This window comes from Paenibacillus antri (assembly GCF_005765165.1).
Taxonomy (GTDB): Bacteria; Bacillota; Bacilli; order Paenibacillales; family YIM-B00363; genus Paenibacillus_AE; species Paenibacillus_AE antri.
Genome location: NZ_VCIW01000012.1, coordinates 123,926 through 138,775 on the forward strand (window position 1 = coordinate 123,926; position 14,850 = coordinate 138,775).

The 14,850-nt window shown below is 62.1% G+C and carries 11 protein-coding genes; 10 read left to right on the plus strand and 1 reads right to left on the minus strand.

Going from position 1 to position 14,850, the window contains the following annotated elements; all coding sequences use genetic code 11:
* Positions 1-24 precede the first annotated feature (24 nt).
* Positions 25-882 (plus strand): ABC transporter permease, encoded by an 858-nt coding sequence (locus FE782_RS17925; RefSeq protein WP_439116440.1) that lies wholly within the window; start codon positions 25-27, stop codon positions 880-882.
* A 12-nt stretch (positions 883-894) separates the two neighbouring features.
* Positions 895-1,779 carry a carbohydrate ABC transporter permease gene (locus FE782_RS17930; protein WP_138195612.1) on the plus strand — a complete coding sequence of 295 codons (885 nt, stop codon included), beginning with the start codon at positions 895-897 and terminating at the stop codon, positions 1,777-1,779.
* Between the two features lie 39 nt (positions 1,780-1,818).
* Here the strand turns inward: FE782_RS17930 and FE782_RS17935 are convergent, their stop codons facing one another.
* On the minus strand, positions 1,819-2,454 hold the full coding sequence (locus tag FE782_RS17935; protein WP_138195613.1) for a GntR family transcriptional regulator: 636 nt from the start codon (positions 2,452-2,454) through the stop codon (positions 1,819-1,821).
* Positions 2,455-2,602: 148 nt separating this feature from the next.
* On the opposite strand from FE782_RS17935, the gene FE782_RS17940 reads away from it, so the two are divergent.
* From FE782_RS17940 to FE782_RS17975, 8 genes are all read left to right on the plus strand, one after another.
* Positions 2,603-3,454: a phosphogluconate dehydrogenase C-terminal domain-containing protein gene (locus tag FE782_RS17940; RefSeq protein WP_138195614.1), complete on the plus strand. Its 852-nt coding sequence runs from the start codon at positions 2,603-2,605 to the stop codon at positions 3,452-3,454.
* Between the two features lie 28 nt (positions 3,455-3,482).
* Complete coding sequence (locus FE782_RS17945; RefSeq protein WP_138195615.1) at positions 3,483-4,760, plus strand: glycoside hydrolase family 140 protein; 1,278 nt, start codon at positions 3,483-3,485, stop codon at positions 4,758-4,760.
* A 1,877-nt stretch (positions 4,761-6,637) separates the two neighbouring features.
* Complete coding sequence (locus tag FE782_RS17950; RefSeq protein ID WP_158299445.1) at positions 6,638-7,990, plus strand: extracellular solute-binding protein; 1,353 nt, start codon at positions 6,638-6,640, stop codon at positions 7,988-7,990.
* Positions 7,991-8,077: 87 nt separating this feature from the next.
* Positions 8,078-9,013, plus strand: coding sequence for a carbohydrate ABC transporter permease (locus FE782_RS17955; RefSeq protein WP_138195617.1), 936 nt, complete (start codon positions 8,078-8,080; stop codon positions 9,011-9,013).
* A gap of 21 nt (positions 9,014-9,034) precedes the next feature.
* Positions 9,035-9,868, plus strand: a complete 834-nt coding sequence (locus tag FE782_RS17960) for a carbohydrate ABC transporter permease (protein ID WP_138195618.1) — start codon at positions 9,035-9,037, stop codon at positions 9,866-9,868.
* A 1-nt stretch (position 9,869) separates the two neighbouring features.
* Positions 9,870-11,708, plus strand: a complete 1,839-nt coding sequence (locus FE782_RS17965) for a glycoside hydrolase family 66 protein (protein ID WP_138195619.1) — start codon at positions 9,870-9,872, stop codon at positions 11,706-11,708.
* A 64-nt stretch (positions 11,709-11,772) separates the two neighbouring features.
* Positions 11,773-13,566 (plus strand): sensor histidine kinase, encoded by a 1,794-nt coding sequence (locus tag FE782_RS17970; RefSeq protein ID WP_138195620.1) that lies wholly within the window; start codon positions 11,773-11,775, stop codon positions 13,564-13,566.
* The gene (locus FE782_RS17975) at positions 13,559-14,842 is read left to right on the plus strand and encodes an extracellular solute-binding protein (protein WP_158299446.1); all 1,284 of its coding nucleotides are present in this window, start codon (positions 13,559-13,561) and stop codon (positions 14,840-14,842) included. Before FE782_RS17970 ends, FE782_RS17975 begins: the two co-directional genes overlap by 8 nt.
* The last annotated feature ends 8 nt before the right edge of the window (positions 14,843-14,850 follow it).

The following is a 14,850-nucleotide window of genomic DNA, read 5'->3' on the forward strand; positions in this document are numbered from 1 at the left end:
AAGAGAGAGCTTCCGCTGCATTTGATGGTTTTGCCGGGGCTCGCGTTCGTCTTGATCTTCGCTTACCTCCCCATGGTCGGCGTCGCCATCGCGTTCCAAAATTTCATACCGCTCAAGGGCTTGTTCGGACAAGATTGGATCGGTCTCAAAAATTTCGAGTATGTGTTTTCGATGCCGAACATCTGGATTGTCGTGCGGAACACGTTGTTCATCGCTTCGATGAAGATCGTCGCCGGTCTCGTCGTGCCGATCTCGTTCGCCCTGCTTCTTAACGAAGTGCGGCTCGTATTGTTTAAGCGCGTCGCTCAGACGATCATTTACTTCCCGTATTTCTTGTCGTGGATCATCCTCGGCGGAATCATGATCGACATCTTGTCCCCCTCGGGCGGCATCGTCAACGCCTTCTTGGGCGTGCTCGGCATCGACCCGATTTACTTCCTGGGCGAAAACGCATGGTTCCCGTATACGATGGTCATCTCCGACGTATGGAAGACGTTCGGCTTCAGCACCGTCGTCTACTTGGCCGCGATCACCAGCATCGACCCGTCCTTGTACGAGGCGGCGGCCGTCGACGGCGCGGGACGGTGGAAGCAGACCTGGCACGTGACGCTGCCGGGCATGCATATGATCATCGTGCTCCTGATGGTGCTCAGCCTCGGGACGGTGCTGGACGCCGGCTTCGATCAAATTTTCAACCTGTACAGTCCGCAAGTGTACGAGTCCGGCGACATTATCGACACGATGGTGTACCGAATGGGCCTGATGCAAGCGCAATACGGACCGTCGACCGCCGTCGGCCTGCTGAAATCGGTGGTGTCTTTCATCCTTATTTCAACCTCGTATTTGATTGCGTATCGCTTCTTCAGCTACAGACTGTTCTAAGGAGGGAAGCTCATGTTAGCCAGACAAACGCGGGGCCAGAAAATATTCAACGTTTTCAACTTGTTCTTCCTGACCTTGGTCTGCGTGCTGTGCCTGTTTCCGTTCATCCATGTCGCGGCGTTGTCGCTCAGCGAAAACTCCGCCGTGTCCGGGGGCTTGGTCAAGCTGTGGCCGGTTCGCTTCACGACGGAGCCTTATTCGTACGTATTGGAACGGAAAGCGTTTTGGACGGCTTTCGGCGTCACGATCCAGCGGGCCGCGCTCGGCACCGCGCTGAACGTTCTGTTGGTGCTTCTCCTCGCCTATCCGCTGTCCAAGACGAGGGAGAAGTTTCGCATGCGTTCGACGTACGTGTGGATTTTCTTCTTCACCATGCTGTTTAACGGCGGATTGATCCCGACGTATATTTTGATCAAAGAGCTCGGTCTGCTGGACACGATTTGGGCGCTCGTGCTGCCCGGAGCGGTCACGGTGTTCAACGTCATCCTCATGCTGAACTTCTTCCGCCAGGTGCCGGAGGAGCTGGAGGACGCCGCGAACATCGACGGAGCGAGCCATTGGCGTACGCTGTGGCAAATATACGTGCCCGTCTCGACGCCGGCGATCGCGACCATTACGCTGTTTTGCGTCGTCGGCCATTGGAACGCCTGGTTCGACGGGCTCATCTACATGAGGGACGCGTCGAACTATCCGCTGCAGAGCTATCTGCAGACGATCGTCGTCAGCTTCGACTTCCAGACGATGACGGCGACGGAAGCGGAGCGGCTCGCGAAGCTGAACGACCGTTCCGTTAAAGCCGCGCAGATGATCGTCGCCGCGATCCCGATCCTGCTCGTGTATCCGTTCCTGCAGAAATATTTCGTCAGCGGCATTCGTCTGGGCAGCGTCAAGGGATAATCCCTGCGGCGGCGGGAGGAGGGAGGTTGAGCGCGACGGTCAATAGACGAGGATTCGTTTCCCGAATTCCAGGTGCTGCGTCATCCTATCCGCGGCGTCTTCGACCTTCCCCTCCAGAATGTTTTCGAAAATGGAGACGTGGTCCTCGTACGACACCTGCACCCGGTCGCTGTCCTTCTGGAGCACGTTCAACGCGATCCGATACAGCTTATCCTGAAGACGCTCCATCGTCAGCAGAATTTCCTTGTTTCCGTAGATCGCCGTCAGCTGTCTGTGGAAAGCGGAATCCTCGACCGTGAACGCATGGTTGTCCTTGGCGGCGATGCATTCGTTCTGGCGGCGCAGGTTATCCCGAAACCAGGCGATTTCGTCCGCTTGCAGCGGGCGAGCCGCCAGCTTCTTAACGACATGGGATTCGATGGCCATCCGGAAATCGTAGAAGTCGATGACCTTATCGATCGTCATCTCCGACACGAAGATGCCGCGATTCGGAATATAGGTGAGGTGTCCGTCCGCATCCAACCGTTCGATGGCGGCTCGGATCGGCGTTCGGCTCATCTTCAGTCGTTCGACTAAGGAGTTCTCGGTAAGAAATTCGCCGGCTTTGAGCTCGCCGCGCAGGATGAGTCGGCGGATCTCGTCGTAGGCTTTTTCTTTTAGCGTTTTGACCTTCATCGAGGGGATCTCCTTTGGCGATCCGGCGGGTTGCCGGACATTTGAAAGCGTATTCTTCAATGAAACAATACTTTGGCTTTTCTGTCAATTTGTTGTATACGCAATGAATACACTATGTATTTTCGAGACGGAAAGGGTGAACGACGAGATGACGAACATAATGCTCATCGGCGCCGGCGGGAAAATGGGCTGCCGCATCGCCGATAATCTCAAGGACACGCACGACGTGCTCTACGTGGAGAACGGGGAGCAGGGCATTCGGAATCTCGCGGACAGGGGCTTGACGCCGACGCCGTGGGAAGAGGCGGCCCCGGTCGCGGACGTCGCGGTGTTGGCCGTCTCCGACGCGGCGATCGGCGGCGTCGCCGGCAGTCTGGTGCCGCAGCTGCGGACGGGGGCGACGGTCGTGCTGCTGGACCCGGCGGCCGCGTATCTCGGCCAGCTGCCGAAGCGCGAGGACATCTCCTACTTCGTGTGCCATCCGTGTCATCCGCCGGTGTTCAACGACGAGACGGACCCGGCGGCGAAGAGGGATTACTTCGGCGGCGTCAAGGCGAAGCAGGCGATCGTCTGCGCGCTGCTGCAGGGGCCGGAGGAACGTTACGAGCAAGGCGAAGCGCTGGCGAAGGCGATGTTCGCGCCGGTCATGCGCTCCCACCGGATCACGTTGGAGCAGATGGCGATGCTGGAGCCGACGATGGCGGAGACGATCGGCTCCATGATGGTGACGGTGCTCGGCGAGGCGATGGAGGAGGCGATCCGGCGCGGCGTACCGTACGAAGCGGCGAAGGATTTCATGATGGGGCATATCAACGTCCAGCTGGCGATCGTGTTCGAGAAGGTCAACCCGTTCTCGGACGCTTGCCTCGTGGCGATCGAGTACGGCAAGCGTCATATCATCAAGGACGGTTGGAAGGACCTATACGAGCCGGAGCGGCTGCGCGAGCAGATCGACGTCATGCTTCACCCGGAAAAGCTGAAGGAGTCCGCAAGATCCTAGGGGTCATACGAAAAGGAGAGGGTATTCCATGTCGAAGGTAGCTATCGCGGAAAATAAGCTTACGCTCACGCGGGACGGCAAGCCGTTCTTCTATTTGGCGGATACGGTATGGAGCGTGTTCTCGAACGCGGAGGAGTCGGAATGGCTGGAGTATTTAAGGTACCGCAAAGCGCAGGGCTTCAATGCGCTGCAGATCAGCGTGCTGCCCGTGCTGCACGACGCGAGCGATACGTACACCGGATCGTATCCTTACGAGCTGGCGGAGGACGGGACGTGGGATTTCTACCGGATCAACGACGCGTTCTTCGACCGGGCCGAGCGGATGGTGCGCGCGGCGTTCGACATGGGCTTCGTGCCGGCGCTGGTCGTCCTGTGGAACACGTATGTGCCCGGCGCGTGGGCGAACAAGCAAGTGACCGGTTATTCGATGCCGAAGGAAACGGTTGAAATGTATACCGAATACGTCGTGCGCCGCTTCGCGCCGTACGATCCGATTTACTTTATTAGCGGAGACACCAAGTTCGAGACGGACGAGATTAACGAATATTTCATGATCGCGATGAAAAAGCTGAAGTCGCTGCGGCCGGACGCGCTCACCGCACTCCATCCCGTCGGCAACTTCCACGAGCTGCCGGAGACGTTCCTGTCGTCCGAGCACTTGGACCTTTATATTTATCAATCCGGCCATAATCTTCAGGATCAGCACATGACGTACTCGCTGGCGGAGAGCTTCCGAAGCAAGCCCGTCCGCCGCCCGGTCATTAACTCGGAGCCTTGCTACGAAGGGCACGGCCACGGCGGCCGGTACGGGCGCTTCGACGCCTTCGACCTGCGGAAGGCGTTCTGGTCCAGCGTCCTCGCCGGGGCGAACGCCGGCTTCGCCTACGGGGCGCACGGCGTGTGGAGCTGGCATCGGGAGGGGGCCGGCTTTACGAGCGAAGGCTGGTCCAAGGTGCCCTTCCACTGGCTGACCGCGCTCCGGTTCCAAGGGGCATGGGACGTCGGGTACGCCAAGAGCTTGCTCGAAACGCACGGCCTGCAGGAGCTGGAGCCGCGGAACGATCTGCTGCTGACGCCGTACCCGGACATCCGCGTCGCGGTCTCGGCCGATCTCCGGAAGATTGCGATCTACGCGCCTTACAGCAACCGGATTCAGGTCGCCTTGGATCTGACCGGGTACGCGGGGCAGGCGATCGCGCTGAAGGACCGCTCGGCGATGCCGACCGACGTCTCGAGCGTCGACGGCGGCTCGGAGATCGCCATGCTGCAGGCGAACAGCGACGCGCTGTATTTGTTTACGCGTTAAGCGCCTCCCGCGGGCGCCCGGGGCAGAAATAGTCGGAGTTTCTCCGACTGCACGCCCTCGGCGGGCGCCCGGGGCAGAAATAGTCGGAGTTTCTCCGACTGCATGCCCCCCGCGGGCGCCTGGGGCAGAAATAGTCGGAGTTTCTCCGACTGCACGCCCCCCCGCGGGCACCTGTGGCGGCAATAGTCGGAGTTTCTCCGACTGCACGCCCCCCGCGGGCGCCTGTGGCGGAAATAGTCGGAGTTTCTCCGACTGCACGCCCCCGCAGGCGCCCGGGGCATAAATAGTCGGAGTTTCTCCGACTGCACGCCCTCGGCGGGAGCCCAGGGCAGAAATAGTCGGAGTTTCTCCGATTGCACGCCCTCGGCGGGCACCTGGGGCATAAATAGTCGGAGTTTCTCCGACTGCACGCCCTCGGCGGGAGCCTGTGGCGGCAATAGTCGGAGTTTCTCCGACTGCACGCCCACGGCGGGCGCCTGTGGCAGAAATAGTCGGAGTTTCTCCGACTGCACGCCCCCCGCGGGAGCCCAGGGCAGAAATAGTCGGAGTTTCTCCGACTGCACGCCCTCGGCGGGCGCCCAGGGCAGAAATAGTCGGAGTTTCTCCGACTGCACGCCCTCGGCGGGCACCTGGGGCATAAATAGTCGGAGTTTCTCCGACTGCACGCCCCCCGCGAGCGCCCGGGGCAGAAATAGTCGGAGTTTCTCCGACTGCACGCCCTCGGCGGGCACCTGGGGCATAAATAGTCGGAGTTTCTCCGACTGCACGCCCCCCGCGAGCGCCCGGGGCAGAAATAGTCGGAGTTTCTCCGACTGCACGCCCTCGGCGGGCACCTGGGGCATAAATAGTCGGAGTTTCTCCGACTGCACGCCCCCCGCGAGCGCCCGGGGCAGAAATAGTCGGAGTTTCTCCGACTGCACGCCCCCGGCGGGCGCCTGTGGCGGCAATAGTCGGAGTTTCTCCGACTGCACGCCCTCGGCGGGCGCCCAGGGCAGAAATAGTCGGAGTTTCTCCGACTGCACGCCTCCCGCGGGAGCCCGGGGCAGAAATAGTCGGAGTTTCTCCGACTGCACGCCCCCCGCGGGCGCCTGTGGCGGCAATAGTCGGAGTTTCTCCGACTGCACGCCCTCGGCGGGAGCCCGGGGCAGAAATAGTCGGAGTTTCTCCGACTGCACGCCCCCGCGGGCACCCGGGGCAGAAATAGTCGGAGTTTCTCCGACTGCACGCCCCCGGCGGGCGCCTGTGGCGGCAATAGTCGGAGTTTCTTCGACTGCACGCCCTCGGCGGGAGCCCGGGGCAGAAATAGTCGGAGTTTCTCCGACTGCACGCCCCCCGCGGGAGCCCGGGGCAGAAATAGTCGGAGTATCTCCGACTGCACGCCCCCGGCGGGCGCCTGTGGCGGCAATAGTCGGAGGTTCTCCGACTGCACGCCCCCGGCGGGCGCCCAGGGCATAAATAGTCGGAGTTTTCCCGACTGCACGCCCCCCGCGGGCGCCCGGGGCATAAATAGTCGGAGTTTCACCGACTGCACGCCCACGGCGGGAGCCCGGGGCATAAATAGTCGGAGTTTCTCCGACTGCACGCCCCCCCGCGGGAGCCCGGGGCATAAATAGTCGGAGTTTCTCCGACTGCACGCCCTCGGCGAACCCTCCTAGTAGAGCTGCACCTCGGTCATCCAGACCGATCGGTGCGGCTCTTTTGCATATAGTGGAACATCTTCCGATCGTTCGGAAGATGTTCCACCATGGACGCCCCCGGCCGATTCCGGTTCGGAGAATAAGACACCATCTACATAATGTAAGCGGTTTCTAGGCGCGCCCGAAATCCGGATAATGAACAGTGTAAGCATATTCCGAACAGGTCTGGGGGAAGGAACGATGCAAAAGAAGAAGCGGTTCGGCATCGGCGGATTGGCGATCCTGCTCGCGGTCGTCATGACCGCCTGCAGCGGCGGCGGGGGCGGCACGACGAGCGGAGGCGACGCAGGCGGTACCGGCGGCAGCGGGAGCGGAGGCGGCGCATCGACGACGGAGCCGAGCGGCGGCGGTGGTTCGACTCCGCAGGAGCGCGTGACGATCGAGTACTGGCACACGTACAGCGATCAAGAGGAGAAGGTGCTCGCGGAGCAAATTAAGCCGCTGTTCGAGGAGAAGCATCCGAACATCGAGCTGAAGCTGACGCGGATGCCGTACGAAGGGCTGAAGCAGCAGGTGCTGGCGGCGGTCGCCGGCGACGCGGCGCCGGACCTGATGCGCATGGACATCGTCTGGGTGCCGGAGATGGCGCATCAAGGCGCGCTGATGCGGCTCGACGAGAAGCCCGGGTTCGAGGTCATTCAATCGAGCGTCTTCGACGGCGCGCTCGCGACGAACTATTACGACGGCGGCTATTACGGCGTGCCGCTCAATACGAACACGAAGGTCGCCATCTATCATAAGGCAACCTTAGAACAAGCGGGTCTCTCCGCGCCGCCGAAGACGATCGACGAGCTCGTCGCAGCGGCGAAGACGCTGAAGGCCCAAGGCAAATACGGGCTCGGCGTCAGCGGCATGCACAGCTGGGGACTGCTGCCGTATTTCTGGAGCCTCGGAGGCTCGCTGACGAACGACGACTACTCGGCCGTCGAAGGCTACCTCAACAGCCCCGAGAGCATCGCCGCGCTGCAGACGATCGCCGACTGGCAGAAGGAAGGTCTCATTATTCCGCCGCTCATGGGCGGGGAGCCGGGCGCGTGGGACGGCCTGAAAAGCGGCGAATACCTGATGGTCGACGACGGCCCATGGTTCTACAGCATTCTGATGAACGAAGCCGACAGCCCGTTCAAGCCGATGGAGGAGACGGTGCGCGCGCTCATGCCGGCCGGCCCGGCCGGGTCGCATTCGGTTATCGGCGGCGAGGATCTCGTCATCTTCGCGAACTCGAAGCATCCGGACGAAGCGTGGACGTTCATGCAGTGGATGCTGACCGAAGAGCCGCAATCGATCATGGCGACGACGGGGCTCATTCCGACGAACAAGACGGCGGCCGGGAAAATCGATCCGCAGAGCATTCCGTTCATCGCGGAGTACGTCGAGCAGTTGAACACGGCGCTGCCGCGCACGCCGATCCCGCAATGGGGCGAGATGGAGACGATCTTCAACCTGGCGGCGGAGAAGGCGATCCGAGGCGAGATGACCGCGGCGGACGCGCTGAACGACGCCGCGAAGCAGATCGAGGCTCTGCTGAAATAACGCGATGACACGCGGCTTCGCCGACGCCCGGCAAGGGTTCCGGCGAAGCCGGCTTCATCTCGGAACGAGGGAGGAGGCGGGAAGCGCATGATCGTCGTCGAAAAGAAACGTCCGAGGTCCCGCTGGCGCGTCGGCGCGAAGCAGTGGCTTACGGTGCTGCCGTACGTCGCGCTCGGGTTCGCGGGCACGTTCGTCTTCGTGTTGTACCCGATGGTGAAGAACATTCTGGTCAGCTTCCAGGATTTCAGCATCATGCCGAACGCGAAGAACGCCTGGATCGGGTTCGAAAATTACGCCGAGGTGTTCCGCGATCCGAACAAGAAATTTCTCATCGCCGTCCGCAATACGTTCCTGAACGTGCTGGCGACGGTGCCGATCAACTGGTTTCTGGCGATCTTCTTCGCGGTGCTGATCAACGCGAAATTCGTGAAGCAGAAGATCGCCTTCCGCACGGTGTATTACTTGCCGATCGTCACGTCGTGGGTCGTCGTGGCGCTGCTGTTCAAATATTTGTTCGCGGACGGAGACGGCGGGCTGGTCAACTTCCTGCTTCACAAGACGCTCGGCATTTTGCCGGAAGCCGTCGCCTGGAAGAGCCATTATTGGTCCGCGATGATTATGATCTGGCTGTTCCACGTCTGGAAGACGGTCGGCTGGGGCATGGTCATCTACCTGGCGGCGCTGCAAGGCGTGCCGAAGGATCTGTACGAGGCGGCGGACATCGACGGCGCGACCGCGGTTCAGAAGTTTTGGCGCGTGACGGTGCCCGTGCTGCGGCCGGTGACGCTGTTCGTCGTCATCAATCTGATCAACGGCGCGTTCGGCTTTTTCCCGCAGGTGTATTTCATTACGCAAGGCGGGCCGATGAACCAGACGCAGGTCATTCCGAGCTTGATTTATATGGAAGCGTTCAATCATTTCAAGATCGGCGAGGCGGCGGCGATGGGCTTCCTGATGGGGCTCATGGTGTTCGCGCTGACGTTCTCGCAGATGACCAAATTCGGAAAACAACGGCTGTTCTAGCGAAAGGAGGAGACAGGCGGCATGCATACCCCGATCTACGTCAAGGCGCTCGTGTACGTCCTCCTGGTCGCCGGCGCGGCGGCATTCGTCTTTCCGCTCATATACATGGTGTGGACCAGCTTCTTCACGGCGACGTTCTCGCTGCCGCGGCCGGACGAGGTGTTCGCCGTGACGCCGAATCTGAAAAACTACGCGATCGTCTGGAGCAAAAACAATTTCTCGCGTTACTTCCTGAACAGCGCGTTCGTGACGGCCGTCTCGATGGCCGGCGCGCTGTTCGTCAGCTCGCTGTGCGCATACGCCTTCGCACGCTTTCCTTTCCCCGGGAAGGAGGCGCTGTTCCGGCTGTTCCTGCTGTCGATGATGATTCCGGCGGTCATCAACATCATCCCGCAGTTCATCACGCTGCAAGGGCTCGGCCTCGTCAATACGTACGCCGGATTGACGATGGTGTACATCGCGACGGGCGTCGTCGGGAACATGTTTTTCCTGCGCGGCTTCTTCGAAAATATCCCGAAAGAACTCGAAGAATCCGTCCTCATCGACGGCGGCGGCAGCTGGCGCATCTATTGGAACATCTACCTGCCGCAGTCGCTGCCCGCCATGGGGACGCTGGCGATCTTCATTTTCCAAGGCACGTGGGAGGAATATTTCCTGGCGCTGACCGTCATCAAGAGCGAGTCGCTGCGCACGCTGCCGATCGCGATCATGATGTTCAACGACAAGTACGCGACGAACTACGGGCAAATTTTCGCGGCGTCCACGATCGCGCTGCTGCCGGTCATCGCGATCTACATGGCGTTCCAGAAGCGGTTCGTCCAGTCCGGGTTCAACGAGGGGGGGATCAAGGGATAGTATGGTTCGGGGAAAAGGATCCGCTTCTTTCGTCACCGGCACGAAAACGTCGATGTTTACGTTCGCGTTTACGTTTACGTTGATGTCTACGTTGCTGTTGACGTTGACGTCCTGCCGGAACGAGACGGCGCCGACGCCGGGCGACGTGTCGGGACGGCCGGGCGAATATATCGCGGCGCTGTCCACGGACCGCGCGCGCTACGAGCCTGGCCGCCCCGTCGCCTTCCGCGCGGAGCTCTCGCGCACGGTCGCGGACGGCGAGCTCGTCGTGCGGCTGTCGCATCTGGGCGACGACGTGGACCGGCTCGTCGTCGACGTGACGAACGACGACGTCGTGACGTGGACGTGGACGCCGCCGGAACGCGACTATGTCGGCTACTTGGCGGAGGTGTACGTGCGCGAGAAGGGGAAGCCGCTCGACCACGCGACGATCGCGGTGGATGTCTCCTCGCACTGGGCGAAGTTTCCGAGGTACGGATACCTCACCGACTTCCCGCGGATGACCGCCGAGGCGCGGGAGGACGTCGTCGACCGGCTCAACCGGCTGCATCTGAACGGGTTGCAGTTCTACGATTGGCAGTGGAAGCATCATCGGCCGCTGAAGACGGACGGCTCCGGCGGCGCCGCGCCGGCATGGCCCGACATCGCGAACCGGGAGGTGAGCTTCGATACGGTCCGAGGCTACATCGACCTGGCGCACGAGCGCGGCATGAAGGCGATGAACTACAATCTGCTGTTCGGCGCGTACGCGGATGCGGAGAACGACGGCGCCAAGGAAGCCTGGCGGCTGTACCGCGACCCGCTCGCGACGACGCCGGACCGCCACGAGCTGCCGGAGGCTTGGGCAAGCGACATCTATATTATGGACCCGTCCAACCCCGAATGGCTCGATTACCTGTTCGAGGAGGAACGCAAGGCGTTCGAGGCGCTGCCGTTCGACGGCTGGCACGTGGACCAGCTCGGCGATCGAGGGACGTTGTACACGAGCGAGGGAGAGAAGCGGAACCTGATGCTCGCCTACGGCGACATGCTGCGGGAGGCGAAGGATACGCTCGGCGTCGAGCTCGTCATGAACGCGGTGTCGCAGTTCGGGCAGCGACTGATCGCGAAGGCGCCGGTGGAATTTCTCTACACGGAAGTATGGGGGAGTCACCCGGAGTATAAGCATCTGAAGGCCATCATCGACGAAAACGCTTCGCTCTCCGAAAACCGCCTCCCTACGGTGCTCGCGGCCTACGTCAACTACGACCTCGCGGACGGGGCGGGCGAATTCAACCTGCCGGGCGTCCTGCTGCTGGACGCCGTAATCTTCGCGAGCGGCGGCGCGCATCTCGAAGCGGGGGAGAGCTTGCTCGCGAAGGAATATTTTCCGAATCGGAATTTGCTTGTGACGCCGGAGCTGGAAGCGCGGCTGACGGCGTACTACGACTTCCTGGTCGCGTATCAGAACGTGCTGCGGGACGGGGCGGAGGAGCTCGAGGACGCCGGCGTCTCGTCGTCGGCCGCGCGCATGTCGGCGGAGCCCGAGGCGGGAGCGGTGTGGGCGCTCGCGAAGCGGAAAGGGGAGCTCGACGTCGTCCACTTCGTCAACCTCGCGTCGGCGACGTCGATGTCTTGGAACGACGCCGACGGGACGATGCCCGCGCCGCGCCCGATGGAGGACGTGCCGGTGTCGATGGCGGCCGCCGGCAACGTCGCGCGCATCTGGACGGCGTCCCCGGATCGGCACGGAGGCGCGCCGACGGCCGTCGACTTCGCTCAAGAAGACGGACGGGTGACGTTCTCGCTTCCGAAACTCGAATATTGGACGATGGCCGTCGTCGAATATGAGAAGCGGTGACCCTGTTTCGTGATATAATCATATCACGATGTAAGGGGTTACAACCGTTGGGGGGCGCGGCGCGGTGAAGGTGCCATTTTCGAATAAGATCGCTACCAAGATGCTGACCGCCTTCTTCGTCGTCATCCTCATTCCGGCGACGCTCGGCAGCGTGTTCATCTCGTATTTCGCTTCGTCGCTGATCAAGACGAACGTGCGGCAATCGACGCTTCAGGTCGCCGAGCGGGCGGCCGATTCGCTGCTGTCCGCGTTCCTCGTCGCGAGCGACATCTCGGACCAAATTTACAGCGATACGCGCATTCAGCAGGCGGTGCTGGAGGGACGGTCGGCGCAAGGGCTGCCGCCGGGGAGCGAGCTGGACGAATACGTCGAAACGACGATCAACAACATTATCTACTCGAGCTCGTTCGTGAAGATTATCTATATCATTCAGGAGGAAGGCGAGAGCTGGGGCAGCGGCACGTTCAACCCGGCGAAGCTGCTGCAGTACGACCTGGACGAACTCGACTGGGTCAAGGAAGCGCGATACAAGGACGGCGAATACGTCTGGCTGCCGCTGCAATACGACCAGTTCAGCGGCGGGGGCGACAATACGGCGCTCGTCCTGCCGGTCGTTCGGGTGCTTAAGCGCTTCGACGATATGGAGCAGATCGGCCTCGTCTCCGTCAGCTTGGACGGGAAGGCGCTCGTCGACATTCTCGCGCATCTCGAGCTGGGGCGGACGGGGCGGTTCTTCGTCGCCGACGCCGAAGGGCGCGTCGTGATCGACCCGGATCTGTCGCGGATCGGCGAGACGGTGCCGAACCGCGAGCTGTACGAAAATATCGTGACGGGCCGCGAGGCGGAATTCGAATTCGCCATGCAGGGCGTGGCGCACTACGGCGTGAAGCAGCCGCTCGTGGGCGGCTGGACGATGGTCGGCATCGTGCCGGTGGAGGAAATTACGGGGCAACTCGCCGCGCTGCAGCGTCGCATCGTATATTCGTCGTTCTTCTTCGGGCTGCTCGCGATCGTCGTGGCGCTGCTCATGGCGCGGCGGATCACGCGTCCGATCCAGTCGCTGGCGGAGCAGATGAAGCAGGTCGCGGGCGGCGATTTGCGCGCGCGGACGCGCATCGTCTCCGCGGACGAGGTCGGCATGCTGAGCAAGCAGTTCAACGGCATGATTCAGCGCATCGAGGCTTTGGTGAGCGAGGTGCGGAAGGAGCAGGCGGAGAAGCAGGAGGCGGAGCTCCGGGCGGTCATGCACCGGATCAACCCGCATTTCTTGTTCAACACGCTGTCGAACATACGCTGGCTCGTGAAGTTCAAGCAGACGGAGCGGGCCGATCAAGGCATCTCGGCGCTCATTCGGCTGCTGGAGGCGAACATGGGCAAGAAGGGCAATTTCATTACGGTCGAGGAAGAGCTCGACATTATCGAGAAGTTTCTCGTCATCTTGGAGATCCGGTACGATCTGCGCTTCGAGCTGCGGGTGACCGTCGAGCCGTCGCTGCGGACGTTCCTGCTGCCGCGCATGCTGCTCCAGCCGATCGTGGAGAATTCGATTTTCCACGGCATCGTTCCGCAAGGGACGAACGGGCTGATCGACGTCGACGTTTCGCGGGACGGCGACGCCGTGCGCATCGTCGTCCGCGACAACGGCCGAGGGATGGAGCGCGAGACGGCCGCTCGGCTCGCGAATATGGAGGCGGCGGCAACCGGAGGCGAGGTCGGCATCGGCATCAAGCATGTGTACGAAAGCATGCGGCTCTATTATTCGCCGCGGTCGACGTTCGAGCTGCGGGAGCTGCAAGAGGGCGGGACGGCCGCGACGCTCGTGCTCGCGCCGCGCGAGGAGGCGGACGGCGATGCGTAAGGGGCGCCGGTTGTCGGCTCTGTTCGCGTTGTTGGCGCTGTTGGCGACCGCCGCGTGCTCGAACGCGCGCATGATCGAGCCGGGCGAGCCGGCGCGGCTGGTGGACGCCGGCGACGAGGTCGAGACGCTCGTGTTCTGGCACACGTACAGCGACGTGGAAACCCGCGTGTTCGAGGAGCGCGTCGTGCCGATGTTCGAGGCGGCGCATCCGAACATCCGCATCGAAGCGGTGCGGCAGCCGTACAACGCGCAGCTGAAGTCGGTGCTGCTCGCGAGGGCGTCCTCGAACAAGCCGCCCGACGTCATCCGGATGGATATCGCGTGGACGCCGGAGTACGTGCAGCTGGGGCTGGCGAAGCCGATCGGGGGGCTGCCGGGGTTCGAGGCGATTCGCGCGTCGCTGCACGAGGCGGCGATGGAGACGAACGCGTACGACGGCGACTATTACGGACTGCCGCTGAACGTGAATACGAAGGCGGCGGTATACAACCGGGAGCTGCTGGAGCGCGCGGGGTTTACCCCGGCGTCGCCGCCCGCGAGTCTATCGGAGCTTCTCGACGCGGCGGAGGAGCACGGGTTGAAGATCGGCATGGCGGAATTTTCGTTATGGGGCAGCCTCCCGTATTTGTACGGATTAGGCGGACGGCTCATGAACGACGAGTACACGCGCGCGACCGGCTACCTCGACAGCGACGAGACCGTCGCCGCGGTGACGCGGCTGAAGGAGCTGTATCTGAAGGGCGTCATTAACCCGAATCTGATCTACGGCCGCGTGGACCTATGGGACGCGATCCTCGGCGAGGAGTATGTGATGATCGACGAGGGGCCGTGGTTTTTCACGATCAAGCTTAATTCCGGCGATCGCGCGAAGGTCGAAGAGCGGCTGTCCCCCGCGCCGTTCCCCGCGTCGGGCGGACTCGGGTCCGTCATCGGCGGGGAAAATCTCGTCGTCTCCAAGGGGACGAAGCATCCGGAGGCGGCATGGACGTTCCTTTCGTGGATGGTGTCGCCGGAGGCGCAGCGGTTCGTCGCCGAGATGGGGCTCATCCCGACGAACCTGGAAGTGCTCGATTCGCCCGCGTTCGCGGACGGACGGGCGTTCGAGCGAGCGTATATCGACGGGTTGGCGAACGCTTTCTATCGCCCGTTGATCGCGAATACGGATGCGGTAGAGGCGGTATTCGAGGAGTATATGATACGCGCGTTCGAAGAAGAAGCGGACGTGCGGGCGACGCTGCGCGAGGCGGCCGTCCGCATCGACGAGCTGCTTCGGTAGGCGAGGAG

What these genes read in the sequence shown, in the direction of transcription:
- FE782_RS17925 (WP_439116440.1), top strand. Translation starts at nt 25, where the DNA reads ATGGTTTTGCCGGGGCTCGCGTTCGTCTTGATCTTCGCTTACCTCCCC.
- FE782_RS17960 (WP_138195618.1), top strand. Translation starts at nt 9,035, where the DNA reads ATGCATACCCCGATCTACGTCAAGGCGCTCGTGTACGTCCTCCTGGTC.
- FE782_RS17950 (WP_158299445.1), top strand. Translation starts at nt 6,638, where the DNA reads ATGCAAAAGAAGAAGCGGTTCGGCATCGGCGGATTGGCGATCCTGCTC.
- FE782_RS17930 (WP_138195612.1), top strand. Translation starts at nt 895, where the DNA reads ATGTTAGCCAGACAAACGCGGGGCCAGAAAATATTCAACGTTTTCAAC.
- FE782_RS17935 (WP_138195613.1), bottom strand. Translation starts at nt 2,454, where the DNA reads ATGAAGGTCAAAACGCTAAAAGAAAAAGCCTACGACGAGATCCGCCGA.
- FE782_RS17965 (WP_138195619.1), top strand. Translation starts at nt 9,870, where the DNA reads ATGGTTCGGGGAAAAGGATCCGCTTCTTTCGTCACCGGCACGAAAACG.
- FE782_RS17945 (WP_138195615.1), top strand. Translation starts at nt 3,483, where the DNA reads ATGTCGAAGGTAGCTATCGCGGAAAATAAGCTTACGCTCACGCGGGAC.
- FE782_RS17940 (WP_138195614.1), top strand. Translation starts at nt 2,603, where the DNA reads ATGACGAACATAATGCTCATCGGCGCCGGCGGGAAAATGGGCTGCCGC.
- FE782_RS17975 (WP_158299446.1), top strand. Translation starts at nt 13,559, where the DNA reads ATGCGTAAGGGGCGCCGGTTGTCGGCTCTGTTCGCGTTGTTGGCGCTG.
- FE782_RS17955 (WP_138195617.1), top strand. Translation starts at nt 8,078, where the DNA reads ATGATCGTCGTCGAAAAGAAACGTCCGAGGTCCCGCTGGCGCGTCGGC.